General features: G+C 40.5%; 14 protein-coding genes and 1 tRNA gene. 10 read left to right on the forward strand and 5 right to left on the reverse strand.

Annotated elements, in window-relative coordinates; genetic code table 11:
• Positions 1 to 297: 297 nt before the first annotated feature.
• The 4 genes from BACINT_RS21700 (at position 298) to BACINT_RS21715 (ending at position 7,984) form a co-directional block, all read left to right on the forward strand.
• Complete coding sequence (locus BACINT_RS21700; RefSeq protein WP_007667345.1) at positions 298 to 3,273, forward strand: SusC/RagA family TonB-linked outer membrane protein; 2,976 nt, start codon at positions 298 to 300, stop codon at positions 3,271 to 3,273.
• A gap of 27 nt (positions 3,274 to 3,300) precedes the next feature.
• Positions 3,301 to 4,863: a RagB/SusD family nutrient uptake outer membrane protein gene (locus tag BACINT_RS21705; RefSeq protein ID WP_007667347.1), complete on the forward strand. Its 1,563-nt coding sequence runs from the start codon at positions 3,301 to 3,303 to the stop codon at positions 4,861 to 4,863.
• A 26-nt stretch (positions 4,864 to 4,889) separates the two neighbouring features.
• Entirely contained in the window at positions 4,890 to 5,765 is an 876-nt protein-coding gene (locus tag BACINT_RS21710; RefSeq protein WP_007667349.1) for a Calx-beta domain-containing protein, read from the forward strand.
• Between the two features lie 89 nt (positions 5,766 to 5,854).
• Positions 5,855 to 7,984: a C10 family peptidase gene (locus tag BACINT_RS21715; protein WP_021967109.1), complete on the forward strand. Its 2,130-nt coding sequence runs from the start codon at positions 5,855 to 5,857 to the stop codon at positions 7,982 to 7,984.
• Positions 7,985 to 8,051: 67 nt separating this feature from the next.
• Here BACINT_RS21715 and BACINT_RS21720 read toward each other — a convergent pair whose 3' ends face one another.
• From BACINT_RS21720 to BACINT_RS21740, 5 genes are read right to left on the reverse strand one after another with little or no spacing between them, the layout of a single operon-like run.
• Positions 8,052 to 8,702, reverse strand: a complete 651-nt coding sequence (locus BACINT_RS21720) for a MarC family protein (protein WP_007667351.1) — start codon at positions 8,700 to 8,702, stop codon at positions 8,052 to 8,054.
• Between the two features lie 51 nt (positions 8,703 to 8,753).
• Positions 8,754 to 9,446 carry a YjjG family noncanonical pyrimidine nucleotidase gene (locus BACINT_RS21725; protein WP_007667352.1) on the reverse strand — a complete coding sequence of 231 codons (693 nt, stop codon included), beginning with the start codon at positions 9,444 to 9,446 and terminating at the stop codon, positions 8,754 to 8,756.
• Between the two features lie 56 nt (positions 9,447 to 9,502).
• On the reverse strand, positions 9,503 to 10,381 hold the full coding sequence (locus tag BACINT_RS21730; RefSeq protein ID WP_007667353.1) for a Cbp1 family collagen-binding glycoprotein adhesin: 879 nt from the start codon (positions 10,379 to 10,381) through the stop codon (positions 9,503 to 9,505).
• A 33-nt stretch (positions 10,382 to 10,414) separates the two neighbouring features.
• Positions 10,415 to 11,089: a 16S rRNA (cytidine(1402)-2'-O)-methyltransferase gene (gene rsmI / locus BACINT_RS21735; RefSeq protein ID WP_007667355.1), complete on the reverse strand. Its 675-nt coding sequence runs from the start codon at positions 11,087 to 11,089 to the stop codon at positions 10,415 to 10,417.
• Positions 11,090 to 11,102: 13 nt separating this feature from the next.
• Positions 11,103 to 11,732 (reverse strand): hypothetical protein, encoded by a 630-nt coding sequence (locus BACINT_RS21740; protein ID WP_007667356.1) that lies wholly within the window; start codon positions 11,730 to 11,732, stop codon positions 11,103 to 11,105.
• 100 nt (positions 11,733 to 11,832) lie between these two features.
• Here BACINT_RS21740 and BACINT_RS21745 point away from each other — a divergent pair, with 100 nt between their 5' ends.
• The 6 genes from BACINT_RS21745 (at position 11,833) to BACINT_RS21770 (ending at position 16,760) form a co-directional block, all read left to right on the forward strand.
• Positions 11,833 to 12,438 (forward strand): thymidine kinase, encoded by a 606-nt coding sequence (locus BACINT_RS21745; RefSeq protein WP_007667357.1) that lies wholly within the window; start codon positions 11,833 to 11,835, stop codon positions 12,436 to 12,438.
• 22 nt (positions 12,439 to 12,460) lie between these two features.
• A complete protein-coding gene (locus tag BACINT_RS21750) occupies positions 12,461 to 13,591 on the forward strand; it encodes an AI-2E family transporter (protein WP_007667358.1) in 1,131 nt (376 codons plus the stop codon).
• Positions 13,592 to 13,671: 80 nt separating this feature from the next.
• Positions 13,672 to 13,744, forward strand: a tRNA-Lys gene (locus BACINT_RS21755).
• Between the two features lie 274 nt (positions 13,745 to 14,018).
• Positions 14,019 to 15,278: a site-specific integrase gene (locus BACINT_RS21760; protein ID WP_005776823.1), complete on the forward strand. Its 1,260-nt coding sequence runs from the start codon at positions 14,019 to 14,021 to the stop codon at positions 15,276 to 15,278.
• A gap of 46 nt (positions 15,279 to 15,324) precedes the next feature.
• Positions 15,325 to 15,738, forward strand: a complete 414-nt coding sequence (locus tag BACINT_RS21765) for a hypothetical protein (protein WP_005776822.1) — start codon at positions 15,325 to 15,327, stop codon at positions 15,736 to 15,738.
• A 101-nt stretch (positions 15,739 to 15,839) separates the two neighbouring features.
• Positions 15,840 to 16,760, forward strand: coding sequence for a ribonucleotide-diphosphate reductase subunit beta (locus BACINT_RS21770; RefSeq protein ID WP_007485431.1), 921 nt, complete (start codon positions 15,840 to 15,842; stop codon positions 16,758 to 16,760).
• Position 16,761 lies beyond the last annotated feature (1 nt).

Consider the following 16,761-nt stretch of genomic DNA (forward strand, 5'->3'; position numbering starts at 1 on the left):
TTCAATTTTATTCCTCCAACACGCATTATTAACACTTTTTGTTTAAAAGAGAAGGGGCATATTAAGGAATAACAGTCAAGAAGGGGCTTCATAGTGATAGCATTTAAATAGTCATTTAGGTTTTTTTAGTGCAAAAAAGCTGCTGTTAAGCATAAAAACAAGCATTCAGTTAACAAATTGATAGATTTACAAGGTTTTTTCAACAAAATAATTGTTCGTTTCAGTTTTATTAATATATTTGCATTTTGTTAGAGTAAAGAAACAATTAATGTAAAGTTAAACTTTAAGAGAGAATTTATGAAAAGAAAATTAATGCTGTTATTGGCCTGTCTTTTTGTTGGAATAGGCCTAGTAACTGCCCAAACTCAGACCATCACGGGTGTTGTGATTTCTGAAGAAGATGGGCAGCCAGTTATTGGAGCCTCTGTATTGGTAAAAGGTACTCAACTTGGTACTATTACCGGTGTAGATGGTGATTTTACTTTATCGAACGTACCAAGTTCTGCGAAGACTTTGCAGGTTTCGTACATTGGTATGCAGACGCAAGAAGTGGCAATTAAACCTAATTTAAAGATCGTATTAAAGGCAGATGCAGCCTTATTAGACGAGGTTGTTATTGTAGGATATGGTTCTAGTAAGAAGCTGGGGTCAGTTGTTGGTTCTGTTACAGCTGTAAGTGGTGAAAAACTGGAGAAAAAACCTGTTGCAAACATCGGGGATGCTTTGCAAGGACAAGTTGCAGGTTTGCAAGTATTTACCCCTAGCGGAGAACCTAGTGGAACGGTACAAATGCGCTTGCGTGGTGTTAGTTCTATTAATAGTAGTTCTGAACCATTATTTATATTGGATGGCTCTCCTATTTCTTCCGGTGCATTTACTGCATTAAATCCCAATGATATTGAAAGTATGACCGTATTGAAAGATGCATCTTCAACTGCCATTTACGGTTCACGTGCAGCAAACGGTGTTGTAATCTTAACTTCTAAAAGAGGAAAAAGAGGAGAAAAGGCCAAAATTACGATAAGTGCCCAATATGGTGTATCGAAAATGACTGGAGATAACATTACCATGATGAATGCCGAACAATGGCTAAACTTGCAGGAAGTACTTGACCCATCATTGAAAACAAATCAGTCTTTTCAAAGCGAAAAGGATTTCTATATTAAAAACGGAATTTCTACAGATTGGGCTGATGTATTCTTTGGGGGTACAGCACCTATGCAGCAATATGACTTGAGTATTTCCGGTGGAACGGAAAGTTTAAATTACTTCTTATCCTTCGGACATTATGATGCCGATGGTATAATGGATGATTCTAATTTACGCCGTGAGACACTGCGCTCAAACATCGAAACAAATATTACTAAATGGTTAAAGGCAGGGGTAAATTTAAATCTATCATATCAAAAGTATGCTACAGCCGCTTTTGGTACTACTGCTAATCAAGTATATAATAAAGCATATGCAGCCCGCGTTTATCGCCCGGACCAGAGCTACTATGAAGTTTTACGTGATGACAATGGAAATTTCATTGGTTATGGTGACCGCTTGGACTACTTCGATAAATTAAATTACTATAATCCATATTATTTATCAGAGATACAACCTGCTTCACGCGATATGGCACGTATCAATGGCAATACATTTATCAATATCAATCCAATCAAAGGATTGAATATTCGTGCAGCTCAAGCTGTTGAAGCTTTTGATTATCGATACTCTTATAAAGCTTTACCTATTGGCCCGTTTGAAGGTGCAGGTAGTGCAACAGAGTCTTTCCAACGCTATTACTCATTTACCTATACTAATACTGCAGAGTATAAATTTACAGCATGGAATAATCATAATTTCAGTGCCCTAATAGGACAAGAATCTATTATTACCAAAAACCAATCATTTACATCTGAGGTAGAGGGGTTAACTGATCCGCGTTTAATGCTATTAAGTGCAGCAAGTAATGCAACAATGCCTTCTCACTCAAAATATGATAAGATTTTTAATTCTTACTTTGCTACTTTCAGCTATAATTATGATGAAAAGTACTATTTAGACCTTACTTATCGTAGAGATGGTTCATCATTGTTTGGTTTGAATTCTCAATGGGGTAATTTCTGGTCTGCAGGTGCAATGTGGGATTTAAAGAAAGAAAATTTCCTGAGTGACATCTCTTGGTTGAATCAATTACAGTTAAAAGCTAGTTACGGTTCTGTAGGTAACTCTTCAGGTCTTGACCCTTATATGTCATTTGGTCTAATTGGAACAGGTCCATTATATGGTGGACAAAGTGGTACTGCAGTTGCCAATCCAGCCAACCCCGATTTGACTTGGGAAGTTGTTAAATCTACAAATGTCGGATTAAGTACTCGCCTGTTTGATCGTGTAAGTTTGGATATAGAATTCTATAACCGCATGACAGAAAATATGCTTATGGAAATCCCTTACTCTTTTACAACCGGTTTTGCATCGGGTTGGGGTAACGTAGCAAATATGCGTAACCGAGGAGTAGATATTACTGCAAATGTAGATGTATTAAGAGATGTGAACGGTTTTGACTGGACTATCTCAGCTAACGTGAACTATAACAAGAATGAAATTACTCAATTATTTAATGGACTGGACGAATATGTATTAGCAAATACCGGTCTGAAACTTGAGGTAGGCAAACCATACGGAGAATATTATTATACCAGATGGGCAGGTGTCGATCCACGAGATGGTTACAATACGTGGTATGATAAGAATGGGAATTTAACTAAAACTTATTCCGCAGATGATGCTGTCTTTTTAGGAAAGCAACGCTATGCTCCATGGTCAGGTGGTTTCGGTACTCGACTCGCTTGGAAAGGTATAACGGTCAGCGCTGATTTCTCATTTATGCTTGGACAGTACATGGTAAATAACGAACGCTGGTTTACAGAGAATCCACAAATGGCCAACAGCCGCAATCAAACCACTGAAATGTTGACTATGTGGCAAAAGCCCGGTGATATAACTAACATCTCAACTCCAGACTCCCCTATGCAGTTTGATTCTCATTTATTAGAGAATGCTTCATTTATGCGTCTGAAAAATTTAACAGTAAGTTATACTATGCCTCAACGTATAATGAAAAAGACTGGATTCATTGAAGATGCAAAAATATTCTTTGTAGGACGTAATTTATTAACTGTTACTAAATACAAAGGATTCGATCCGGAAATCAACAGTAATATGCAATTAGGAAACTATCCGAATACGAAGCAATTCTCATTCGGCCTTGAACTTACTTTCTAAACATTAACTACAAAAGAGATAAAAACAATGAAGAAAATATATATCATATTAGCAACATTGCTTGTTACAGGTCTCTCTTCCTGCGATATGGAAAAATACCCATACAGCTCAGTTGAAGAGTCTCAATACCTGGCAACAATGAACGACTTTACAAATGCACGTATCGGAATATATTCCTACTATCGTTCCATAACGACAGGTGGGTACATATTAACCCCTGAATTACAATGCGATGATTTCCATGCCACAGCTGGTTTTTCCAATTCATATGGTAATCAGTATCGCTGGGACTTCCAATCTTCAGACGGCAACGTAGAAGGTGTATGGCAAAATCATTATGCACACATTGCACGTTGTAACTACTTTATTGATGGTTACAATAAAGTGCTGGATGGTACTGTCACCGATTTGAGTGATGCAAATAAAGAACTTATTGCAGCTTATGCTGGTGAAGCATATTTCACAAGAGCTTATAACTACTTTCAATTAGTGGGGTATTTTTGCAAAGCTTACAACCCTGCAACTGCAGAAAGTGATTTAGGCTTACCCCTACAATTGGTCTATTCTCCGACATCAGATGCAAGTGCTTATCCGGGACGTTCTTCTTTGAAAGCAACCTATGAACAAATCCTCAGTGATTTGACAGAGGCTAAGAAACTTGTAAATGCAAGTAAAACAGTTACTCAAGCACAAAACGTTTTAAACTATATTTCGCAAGATATAGTAACAGCATTTCAAGCACGCGTTGCATTGCAAATGAAAGATTATACAACAGCTATCAGTAACTCGACTTCGCTGATCAATACAGGGAAATACCCTTTATTGAACTCGGAAGATGGAGGAGAAGCTTTCCGTAATATGTGGGTAAAAGATACTGGTTCTGAAGTAATTTGGCAAATTTACATGAGTGCAGATGAATTGGGAAGCGCCACAGGAACCAGTTTCTGGGGACAGTATAAAAAAGATGATCCTTCTTCACAAGTAATGGACTACATTCCTTCACAAAAGCTTATCGACCTTTATGAACAAGATCGTGATATTCGTTTTGCTGCTTATTTTGCTCCTTTCACATTAAAAGTTTCTACCGGTGCAACAGGAGATATTTACGTATTCGACAAATATCCTGGTAATCCGGATATTTATAATGTAGTAAGCGTTGACAATCATTATACTAATAAATCGAAGCCTTTCCGGATTTCAGAACAGTATCTGATTGCAGCTGAAGCCTATGTAGGTAACAACGACATCGTTAACGGAGCAAAGTATCTGAACTTACTAAGAGCTAGTCGCCTTGTAGATTATGTAGATGTTACTTATAATAGCCCGAACACTTTATTAGCTGATATCCAAGACGAACGTCACAAAGAATTAGTTGGCGAAGGTTTTCGTCTGACAGATTTGAAACGGTGGGGATTAGGAGTAAATCGTGAAGATGCAACTCAGGACGCAGCTTTGGTTTTATTGCCTGGTGGTACCAATACAACAGCTTTAACTAAAACAGCTGATGACTTCCGAATGGTATGGCCCATTCCTAAATCGGAAACAGACGTTAATCCGCAGATCAAAGGCCAACAAAATCCCGGATATTAATTTGTTGAATTCTTAACTTTTGAAATATGAAATATTTGAATATATATTTATTGGCTTTATTGACAATCTTTATTGTCGGATGTTCGGATGATGATCCAGCAATGAACAGTGCAAGTACGACAGTCTCATTTACACAATCAGAAGTGACGTTCAATGAGAATGCCGGTATAGTAAAAGTTCCTCTAACAATTGAGGGCGAACGAAATGGAATGATTAAAGTAACATTTAAAGTTGAAGATGGCAGTGCCATTGTAAACGAACATTATATTGTTACCACTACAACCGTTTATATTCCTACTGATGCCAATGATACTTTTGGTTGCGAGATTCGTTTATTAGATGATGGTATGACTGAGAATGATGACCGTAATCTGAAAGTAACTATTGAAAATGTAGAAGGTGCACAGACAGGAGCAACCTCTACATGCAATGTTATACTAAAAGATGTGGATAAGAATCCATATTTCAAACTGATGGGCACTTGGACATTTAATGCTGTAAAAGCAACAGACGGTAGTGCAGTTAGCTTTACTGTAACAATCTCTGATGGCGGAGATGAAGCAAACCTAGAAAAGAGTTATGTCTTCAATGGATTTACAGATGGAAAGGGATATGATGCAACCATACCTTGGACTGTAGATTATAATAAAGCTTCTGAAACACTTTCTGTAGTACAAGGACCGACTTATGCAAAATACAATTTTGGATTTGTGGGTGAAGTACGGGTATGTCCAATGGATCTTACTGCAGCATTATCCAAATCCCTAGAAGGAACTTGGAATGAAACATTCGACAGGATTGACTTTGATCCTAACGGAATTATCGGTGTAGGTGTATTCGACTCCGGAGAGTATGCAGGCTATTGGGCTGTATATGCAGAATGCTACATGGTCAAAAAATAAATTGTTCTTTGAATAATTGACTTTATGTATAGAAAAAGGCTATGCTACTTTTATGGCATAGCCTTTTCATCATTAATAAGATTGAAAATATGAAAAAAGCTATTATCATCCTTATTCTGGCTTTCCTGGTCTGTTCAGGACGGCTTTTTGCAGCTCCGCGCACTCCGCAGCAAGCATTAGAAGTTGCCCGCACATTTGTACGTTCTCATGTCAATATGAAACACATTGATACAAAGGAGTTAAGACTGACAAATGGACAAAACATACAGACACGAACTATGATTTATCCTGCTTATTATATCATCAATACAGGGAATGATAGTGGATTCGTCATCATTTCAGGGGATGATTGTGCACGGGAAGTACTAGCATATTCAGATAAAGGAAATCTGAATTATGAATATTTACCTGCCAACGTTAGGTATTGGTTGGATTTCTATACTGCTGAAATAAAACGAATGAATACAAACGGCAATTCTGTGAAGAACCCAACTGAAGTTCAAAATTCGGCAACAAGAGTAATTCCTCCAGTAGTCACACCTCTATTGGACAAAATAGAATGGGACCAAGGAAATCCTTATAATCTGGATTGTCCGGAAGAAAAAGGAGAACTCACTGTTACTGGCTGTGCTGCTACGGCACTTGCCATGGTAATGAAATATTATGAATATCCCAAACACGGAACAGGAAGTTACAGTTATACAACCGCAACTTTAAAAAAATCACTTTCCGTAAACTTTGAAGAGGCCAACTATAAATGGGATCTGATGCTGCCTCAATACACAAATGCGGCAACTGAAGAACAAAAGAAAGCTGTAGCCGAATTGATGCTCCACTGCGGCGTAGCTATGGATATGGATTATAACCTAAGTGCAGCTGGTGGTAGTGGAGCAGGCATATTCAAACAATATAATGCCCTGACGAAATTCTTCGGGTATAATCCTAATATATATTTTGAAGGACGTGATTATAATACTGAAGGACGCTGGAAAAATATGATTCAAAAAGAATTGATTGCCGGGCGCCCTGTTCTATACAGTGGACAAAGCACCGCAGGAGGTCATGCATTTGTATTGGATGGTTGTGATGAGAATGACATGTATCATTTTAACTGGGGATGGAGCGGATATGCAAATGGATATTATTCCTTAAGCTCCCTGAATCCAGGATCAGGCGGCACAGGAAGTGGAAGTGGCGCCTATAATGATATGCAATATATTATGCTCCTTGTACAACCGAAGACAACAGGAGAAGTTATTAGTGGCTTTACATTAGAGGGAAGCATGGATATTACACAAAAGCAATATGAAAGAAATGAAAGTATCAGTGCAAAGTTTACCAAAATATGGAACACTTCTACTCCTATGAGTGGGATTATCGGATTAGCTCTATATCAAGGAGATGAATTCATCACATTTCTTACAACACCCACTTCAATTTCCAACATTGACGTAGGAAGTGGTTGGAATAGTATTACATTCAGCGGCACAATTCCATCTACTGTACCTAACGGCAACTATCAACTTCATTTTGCCTCACAAAAAGATGGTGAAAAAGTACCAAGCATGTTACGTGGTCTTGAAGGTAAAAGCATCTGTTATAGTGTAGAGATTACTGCTAACAGTATTCTACTAAGCAGCATAGAAAACAATTCCGATTTGTATCAACTTGCTCCTGCAGAACTTATTGGTGAAGCTGTAGAGGGAAAAGATATATCTTTCAAAATACAAATCGAAAATAAAGGTTTAAAATATGAAGATGATTTTGCTATATATATACGTAAGAACGGAGCATTGCTCCCTTACACGCGCATCAGCGACTATACTGTAATACCAAGTAATACTTCCAGCACTATCACTATCACAGGAAACCCCGAATTACCAGCTGGAGAATACTATGCTATAGGAAGTTACCGTAAAGATGACACCTGGAAACAATTTACTAACAGTGAATTAAGACTGGTTTTCACAATTAAAGATGTAGAAACAGGTATTGGGCAAACCGAATCTTCTGAAGTGTTAAAGGTCATTCCTACAAATACAGGTTTGGAGATCACAAGTGAAAATTCCAACGAATTTATTGATATATTCTCCAGTCAGGGAGTTAAGATAACGAGCGTAAAAGGGACACAAATAACCGTTCCATTGTCACAAAGTGGACTATATATTATAAGACAAGATAAGAATAGTCTAAAAGTATTGTACAACCCAAAACATTAAATATCCGTACAAATAAAAAGGATGAATTCACTTGATCAATCAAGAATTCATCCTTTCTATTATATTATTATATAGTTAAACTTCCTTCTTTCAGAATATCCACCAATATCGGCTTTACCCCACTCACGAAACACTCCACAGCAATTACCATCAGAATAAGCCCCATCAAGCGCATCATCACATTATTTCCCGTTTCTCCTAAAACCTTTACCAGTCGCGTAGAGGCACGCAAGATGAAAAATGTAATCAAGTAGATAAAGGCGATCATACCAATCAGTACACCTTTCATTTGGATAGTATGGGCATCCTGCATCAACACAATGGCGTTTGCTATGGCACCGGGACCGCAAAGCATCGGTATCCCTAAAGGGGTGACGGAGATGTCATCGGCATAAGTTTTAATCTCTTCATCTTTCAATTTCATTTGTGTATAACGTGCCTGCAACATATCAAAACCGATTTTAAAGATGATGACACCACCTGCTATACGAAAACCGTTTGTAGAGATCCCAAAGAACTTGAACAGGAACTGACCTGCAAAGGTAAAGACCATAATCGTGATGAAAGCTACTAATGTAGCACGAGACACTACAGACTGTCGCTCCTTATCCGTCATTCCATGGGTCATAGTCAGAAAGACGGGCATAGTCCCGAGAGGATTTGTCAACGTAAAGAAAGAAGTGAAACAAAGCAAAGCGAAAGGTAAAATAGTATCCATAGCTGCAAATTATGTGTTTACGCTGACAAAATTACAACTAATCCCTCAATGTCACAACAATTGGAGCAACTCTTTCAAATCTGTAATCTGATAAGTAGGCTTAAATGGAAACTCGGTACGTCCCGTTACATTATAGAACACCTGATGCATGCCTACACCCTGAGCACCCGTTATATCATTTTCCCAGCTGTCACCTACCATCAACGATTCACGCAGTTCAGACTGAGTAGCCGACATGGCAAAATGGAAAATCTCAGGCCATGGCTTTAGGACACCAATATCATCTGATAGAACTACTTTCTTGAAGTAATGGTCAATTCCGGCAGAACGCATTTTGTGGCATTGCAGTTCCTGAAATCCATTGGAAAGGATATAAAGATTATATTTAGGTGCCAAATATTCCAGCACTTCCTGCGCATGGGGCATCAATCTGCTTTTTGTAGGAATAACCGCAAAAAAGTCATCAGAAAAAGCTTTCGCTAAAGCCGTATCCCCCTCTCCTACTGCCTCCAGCGGATAGAGAAAACGTTGACGATTCAATTCTTCTTTTGTCACTTTTCCATCTGCATATTCTGCCCACAATTCGATATTACGCCTCTCATAGAGTTCATAGAAATGTTCAAAAGACCGAAAATAGCGATCATATTCATATTTGCGATACATTTCCTCAAATGTATCACGGGCATTAAAAGAAAAGGCCCAGAGAGTATCATCCAGGTCGAAAAAAATATTCTTGTACTGCATATAAAAAGAAAATGGCAGGGATAACCTTTCCCCGCCATTCTTATAATTTAATTAAGTTATTTTACTTGGATAACCAGGTATCTGGATACGTTCCAGAAATCTTTCGGATTCGTAATCTTCAGAACGAGCTGATCTTTATCATCTTTCTCCAAAGCATAAGAACCTGCCGGATGAGTAGTCAAGACATCTGCACTCTTGGAATACAACTTAATTTCTTTCGTTGTACGAATATCAACCTGAGTAAAGTAATCCTTATTGATGTCACCATCCTTAAGCACTTGCTTTTTCTGGAAGAGACCGGTATTTGTCAGAATATTCTGATCCTTCAGTTCTTTCTTTGTTCCGAAAACAAACCAAGCTGTGTTCAGTGCCTTATCTTGCTCAGCTACGGTTTTGGCTTTCGCTTCATTTTCGGCAGTAAGCACTTCTTTGTCAGTTGACAGGCCAGTCACAGCTGCATCCAGTTCCTGAATACGAATATTCTTAGAGGCAAGTTCAGCCTGCAATTCCTCGATACGCTGGGTTTTGGTTACCAATTCCTGGGTCAGAGATTCTACAGCTTTCTTCAACTGGGTAGAGTTATTCTTGCTACTTTTCAGCATAGCTTCCAGTTTAGCGATCTGCTCTTTGTTTTCTTGCATTTGTTTCTGGATAAATTCAATATCAGTGGCTATTTGCTGCTTAGCTGATAAAGAACCTTCTGAAACCGCACCACGCTGCAAGTCTACGCGGCTTTCGGCGGCATTGATTTGGCGGAAGCCTTCAGAGATATCATTGAAAGTACCCATCATTTCATCCAGTTCAGCATTACGCTGGGTAAGTTCCATCAAAAGAGAATCATTTTCAGCTTTCAGTTGGTCTTTACTTCCACCTGACAAGCCATCGCACGATGCCATAACGGCCGCACATACAATTAAAACTGCTAACTTTTTCATACGCTTTTGTTTTACGTTGGTTAATGAAGTTATTTAATCGTCTATTCCTGCTACTACTATTACTATTTCTCCACGCGGATCATTAGCTGTGAAATGCTCAATCAATTCAGTCAGACTGCCACGCACCGTTTCTTCGTGCATCTTCGAGATCTCCCGGGATACAGATGCCTGACGTTCCGCACCGAAATGCTCTGCAAACTGAGCCAACGCTTTCACCAGACGGTGGGGAGACTCATAAAACACCATGGTACGGCGTTCCTCTGCCAATATCTTCAGACGTGTCATGCGTCCTTTCTTCTGCGGAAGAAAACCTTCGAAACAGAATTTTTCATTCGGCAAACCCGAAGCAACCAAAGCCGGCACAAGAGCTGTAGCCCCCGGCAAACATTGTACTTCAATACCATTGCGAACACACTCACGCACTACCAGAAAGCCCGGATCAGAAATTCCCGGTGTACCTGCGTCCGATATTAACGCAACAGTTTCACCTGCCTTTATTCTATTAACAACACTTTCCACCATTTTATGTTCATTAAACTTATGATGGGATTGCATTGCGTTCTTTATTTCAAAATGCTTCAGTAAGATTCCGGAAGTGCGCGTATCTTCGGCAAGAATCAAATCCGCCTCTTTCAAAATACGAATAGCCCGGAATGTCATATCTTCCAAATTTCCTACCGGAGTAGGCACTACATAAAGTTTTCCCATATCCGTAACTGCTTTAACTAAAGTATTTCTTAAGAAGTTCTATAAAATCAACCACCGTTTCATTCTCTTCATCAGGATTAACGGTAGAAGAAAAGAGTTCCAATGCCTTTTCCAATGAAGGAGCAGCACCCAACTGGCGTATCACTTCATTCATACGGGCGGTATCACCACCAAAAATCTCGCGGGCAAAGCGAAATGAGTCATTCAGACTGATAGCATGCCGCAGATCAGTAGCCGGTTTTATCCGTTCTGCTAAAATAGGCGATGCAGAAGATATTATTGCGGACGGTTCAGACTCGGGTTTGGATTCGGACTCAGGCTTGGGAGATACGACCTCTACCGGCTTGGTGATTTCAACAACGAGCGGTTCTACAGGAGTCGGCTTTACCGGTTCAGGAGCAACGACCGGCTCGGAAATAACCACTGAAGCGACAGGAGCTTCAGGAATAACAACTACCTCTACGGGAGTTTCGTCCAGCTGTTTCTGCAAAGCATCCAGTCGCGCACGCATCTGCTGTATATTCCGTTTAGCTACCACCTTCAATGTAGGATTGGCGTCTGTTGCAAGAACTTTCATTAAATATTTCAGTTCCTGAATATCCAGTTCTATGTCGTCCAATAATGTCTGCATTTCCTTTCGCATCACAAATGTTAATGCCGCAAATGTAGAAATAAATAATGAAAAAATATCGGAAAGCCATTAAAAGTGTTATTTTTGCGGCTAAAATAAACATTTTAAAACAATGGTATTATTCTCGGAAGACCATATACAGGAAACCAATCGTAGAGGAAGAATTGAAGTTATATGCGGCTCAATGTTCTCCGGTAAGACAGAAGAACTGATCCGCCGTCTGAAGCGCGCTAAATTCGCCAAACAGCGTGTAGAAATATTCAAACCTGCCATTGACACACGCTATTCGGAAGAAGAGGTCGTATCTCACGACAGCCATTCCATTGCCTCTACACCGATTGATTCATCGGCAAGTATCCTGCTGTTCACTTCAGAAATCGATGTAGTAGGTATCGACGAAGCACAATTCTTTGATAATGGTCTGATTGATGTATGTAATGAACTTGCCAATAATGGCATACGTGTTATTGTAGCAGGTCTGGATATGGACTTCCGCGGTTTTCCCTTCGGCCCTATGCCCGGACTTTGTGCCATTGCCGATGAAGTATCCAAGGTCCACGCTATTTGTGTGAAGTGCGGACAATTAGCCTCCTTCTCACACCGCACTGTCAAGAACGACAAACAAGTCCTCTTGGGAGAAACAGCTGAATACGAACCCCTCTGTCGGGAATGTTATCTGCGGGCAATAAAGGGAGACCGGACTGCCGCCGGTGAATAAACTATAAAAAAGCAAAAGCCTTATGGAGCGTAAGAAAATTACATTCGACAGCTTTATCCGTGCTGTCATTCTCGGTGCTATCATCATTGGGGTATTAATGCTCCTGAAGCGATTGAGCGGCGTATTGCTTCCGTTCTTCCTTGCCTGGCTTATTGCTTATCTGATATACCCATTAGTAAGCTTCTTCCAGCATAAGCTACGGCTAAAAAACAGAATAATATCTATCTTTTGCGCCTTGCTTACTCTCACTGTTATAGGAAGCGTTGCGTTCTATCTGCTTGTGCCGCCCATGATTCAGGAATTCCTGCGGGTAAAGGATTTATTGATAGAATACTTCAGCACCACTCATACAGCAAGCAATGTCCCCACTACCCTCTCCGAATTTATCCGGCAAAATATTGACCTGCACATCTTAGAGCAAATGTTCAGCCAGGAGAATATATTGGATGCCCTTAAAGTAACCGTTCCTAAGTTATGGTCGCTTATATCGGAGTCTATCAACCTCTTATTCGGGTTCTTCACCGTCTTCCTTATCCTATTATATATAGTATTTATTCTGCTTGATTACGAAAGCATTTCCGAAGGCTGGGCACACCTGATGCCAAAGAAATATCGGAAAACAGTAACCGGCATACTGAATGATGTAAAAGACGGCATGAACAGATATTTCCGCGGACAGGCATTAGTAGCTTTGTGCGTAGGCATTCTATTCAGCATTGGCTTTCTGATTATTGATTTCCCGCTAGCCATTGGTTTGGGATTATTCATCGGTGCACTGAATATGGTGCCCTACCTACAAATCATTGGTTTTGTCCCCACCATCATGCTTGCCATTCTGAAAGCTGCGGATACCGGTGATAATTTCTGGATCATCATAGCTTCGGCTGCCGCTGTATTCATAGTGGTACAAATCATACAAGATGGCTATCTCGTTCCTCGCATCATGGGAAAGATTACCGGTTTGAACCCAGCCATCATCCTGCTCTCTCTATCTATTTGGGGATCGTTAATGGGAATGTTGGGTATGATTATAGCTTTGCCGCTGACCACTCTAATGCTCTCCTATTATCAACGATACATCATTAATCAAGAAAATATTTATAAGACAGAAACCACTGAGGATCAACCAGTAGAAGGTATAGAAGAAAAATAATGCAAACTTTTTTCCTCATATTCCTTGCAAATTAAATAAAAGTACCTATCTTTGCACCCGCTTAACAGCAATAAAGGTTTGATTCGCTAGCTCAGCAGGTAGAGCACAACACTTTTAATGTTGGGGTCCTGGGTTCGAGCCCCAGGCGGATCACTTAGAAGAAATGAAAATACTCCGACAAACTAAGACAAAGCTCTTTAAACCAGTGGTTTAAGGAGCTTTTTTCTTACCCGCCTACGACAGAAAAAAGACCTCAAAAAGCCACCCTGTGAAGATTAATCGTTACTAATTCGTTACGGTTTTCCGTTACGATAAAAACCGTAACGAATTTATAGGTAAGTCGCTCATTTGTCGAATATTGGCAGTCGAAAGTCATAGCCGTTACGGAATGAACAAATTAACTTTGCAACAAGAAAGGAGTTACGGTATGAAATCGACATTCAAGACACTCTTCTATTTAAAGAAGAACGAACCGAAGAAAAACGGTCATGTAGTAATAATGGTACGTATCACGGTGGACGGTGATCAGGTGCAATTCAGCAGCAAGTTGGATATACACCCCGATAACTGGGACACGAAAACGGGAAGAGCCGTCATCAACAAACAGAGTGCGGACAAGAAAGAAAACCTCAGGGTATCCTCACTTAACAAGACACTGGACGAGATACGTTCGGCCATCACCATGCACTACACACGCATGATGAACGTGGACGGTTACGCACTGCCGGAAAAAATCAGGAACGCATTCCTGGGATTGGAGGAAAAGGAGAAAACACTCATCAGTTACTTCACCCAGCACAATGAACAGTATGCAAAGAAGGTCGGCAAGACTGCCACGCAAAAGACCTATTCCCGCTACGAACTGACCAAGCAGCGGATGATAGAGTTCTTGCAAAAGGAATACAAGTTGTCGGACATTCCCGTGAAGGAAATCACCGTCACCCACATCGAGAACTTCTACCTTTATTTGCGTCAGGAATGTGAGGTAAGCAACAATACCGCCATGAAATTTGTACAACGTTTCCATACGATACTGTTGTTTGCCCAGAAAAGCGGATTGAGCTTCATTGATCCCTTCGGGAATTTCAGGTTCAATTTTGACAAGACCGACAGAGGGTATCTCACGCAGGAGGAAATTGACACGATCTATTATAAGGAGTTCAAATCAAAGCGGTTGGAACACGTGCGTGACGCTTTCATCTTTAGCTGTTATACCGGTTTGCCCTACTGTGACATCTATACGCTTTCAAGCGAGGACATAAAGATCGGGGTGGACGGCAAGAAGTGGATTATGAAAGACAGGGGTAAAACCGGCGTGGAATCATTCATTCCCCTACTGCAAATACCGTTGGATATTCTCGCCAAATACGAGGGCAAGTTGAAAGATGGAAGATTGCTTCCGGTAATCAGTAACCAGAAGATGAATGAATATTTGGCGGAGATAGCCGCAATTTGCCAAATCAACAAACGGATCACCTACCATCTCGCCCGGCATTCGTTCGCCACGGAAATCTGCCTTACCAAAGGCGTTCCCATTGAAAGCGTATCCAAGATGCTCGGACACACCAACATTCAGACCACACAGATTTATGCCCGTGTGGTGGACAGAAAGTTGAGCCATGACATGAATATGCTGGATCGAAAACTAAAAAATATGCAAAAAGGTACGACGCAAAACGCTGTATGAATAAACAAATCATTATATTGTCACACCATTTAAAAAACAACGCCTTATGGAAAATAGAGGATACATCACCATCACCGGTTTGGAAAACAAGGATGAACAACCCATCGTCAGTGTAAAGATAGAGAACGGCAACGTATGGATGACCAAGCACGAACTTGCCCGTCTGTTCGGAGTGTTCGTTCAGACAATAGACGCCAATGTGCGCTCCATCCTCAAATCCCGCCTGCTTTACGACGGCGACGTGACCATAACCGAGAAACAGGACAAAAGCATTGTTACCTATTATAATCTGGAAGCGATCATATTTCTCAGCTTCCGCATCAACACCTATTGCACGAAGCTGTTTCGTGAGTGGGTACTCAACTCCCTGTGCGAGTACAAACGCCTGCAAGAGAAAAAGCCCGAAGTCCTTGTTGTTTTCCATCCCGACAGCAACCGGACTACCATTTCTTATAACTAACGTGCATAGAAACCTGTAAATAGCGAGCCTTACCCGAAAATCCAACGGGCAAGGCCTCTTTTTCTCCCGAAATTTCTATCTTTACGCCAAATAACAATGTCATGATAGAAAACCTCACCATATCCGTATCCTTCAGCGAGGTGGAGGAAGCCCATATCAGCAACTATTTTCGCCTTTCCGAAATGTCCGGCGAGTTTCTGATTATCCAAAGGTCTGACAATACCTTCTACTTCCTTTGCACCAATAACTGTGACATCGTGAGCATCTGCCAATCTTTTGATTGGTATATTGTATCAAAAGACACTTTCAATGACCACCTGATAATCGGCATTGGTTTATCGGATAAAGAAAGTATCAACGGAGAACTCTATCGGGTACAGGATGAAACCACGCTCACCCTTTGGCGTGATATACTCCACTTTACTTTCGAGAGCGATTTCGTGCGCCGGTTCTTCCCATACAATACCCATTTCAAAGGCAAGATGCGTATCGACGGAGCCTTGTGTTTCTATATCCACGATTATTACCCGACCAGATGCAAGGACATATCGGTATCTGACAGAAAGACGAGCAATCTGGTATTTAGATTTAAAGAAGGACGACAAGCAGCCCTTGTCGCCAAGATCTTCTCGCTTTGTATCGCCCGGATGCCGTTCTTTAAGGAGAAAGCCGCCAACGCCGTGCTGATCCCCATACCAGCGGCAACCCGTGAACGGAACATCACCCGCTTCGCCCGTTTTTGCAGCCTTCTCTCACGTCGGCTTAAAGTCGTGGACGGATTTCGTGCCACATGGATAAAAGAAGACCGTGAGCAGATGAAAGGAACTCACGGACAAGACAAGTTATCCAACTTGATCTTTCACCCCGATTATTTTAAAGGCCGGGACGTATTTTTAATAGATGACATTATCTCTTCCGGCGAGAACTTCACGCAAATGAAACGAAAACTGATACAACTCGGTGCAAAATCCGTTACCGGTTTGTTTTTAGGTAAAACAATAAAGTCTGAAAATCAAAAGTAAT

This window comes from Bacteroides intestinalis DSM 17393 (assembly GCF_000172175.1).
GTDB lineage: Bacteria > Bacteroidota > Bacteroidia > Bacteroidales > Bacteroidaceae > Bacteroides > Bacteroides intestinalis.

Coding starts and splice junctions, on each gene's coding strand:
- BACINT_RS21700 (WP_007667345.1), top strand. CDS start 298: ATGAAAAGAAAATTAATGCTGTTATTGGCCTGTCTTTTTGTTGGAATA.
- BACINT_RS21705 (WP_007667347.1), top strand. CDS start 3,301: ATGAAGAAAATATATATCATATTAGCAACATTGCTTGTTACAGGTCTC.
- BACINT_RS21710 (WP_007667349.1), top strand. CDS start 4,890: ATGAAATATTTGAATATATATTTATTGGCTTTATTGACAATCTTTATT.
- BACINT_RS21715 (WP_021967109.1), top strand. CDS start 5,855: ATGAAAAAAGCTATTATCATCCTTATTCTGGCTTTCCTGGTCTGTTCA.
- BACINT_RS21720 (WP_007667351.1), bottom strand. CDS start 8,702: ATGGATACTATTTTACCTTTCGCTTTGCTTTGTTTCACTTCTTTCTTT.
- BACINT_RS21725 (WP_007667352.1), bottom strand. CDS start 9,446: ATGCAGTACAAGAATATTTTTTTCGACCTGGATGATACTCTCTGGGCC.
- BACINT_RS21730 (WP_007667353.1), bottom strand. CDS start 10,381: ATGAAAAAGTTAGCAGTTTTAATTGTATGTGCGGCCGTTATGGCATCG.
- rsmI (WP_007667355.1), bottom strand. CDS start 11,089: ATGGGAAAACTTTATGTAGTGCCTACTCCGGTAGGAAATTTGGAAGAT.
- BACINT_RS21740 (WP_007667356.1), bottom strand. CDS start 11,732: ATGCGAAAGGAAATGCAGACATTATTGGACGACATAGAACTGGATATT.
- BACINT_RS21745 (WP_007667357.1), top strand. CDS start 11,833: ATGGTATTATTCTCGGAAGACCATATACAGGAAACCAATCGTAGAGGA.
- BACINT_RS21750 (WP_007667358.1), top strand. CDS start 12,461: ATGGAGCGTAAGAAAATTACATTCGACAGCTTTATCCGTGCTGTCATT.
- BACINT_RS21760 (WP_005776823.1), top strand. CDS start 14,019: ATGAAATCGACATTCAAGACACTCTTCTATTTAAAGAAGAACGAACCG.
- BACINT_RS21765 (WP_005776822.1), top strand. CDS start 15,325: ATGGAAAATAGAGGATACATCACCATCACCGGTTTGGAAAACAAGGAT.
- BACINT_RS21770 (WP_007485431.1), top strand. CDS start 15,840: ATGATAGAAAACCTCACCATATCCGTATCCTTCAGCGAGGTGGAGGAA.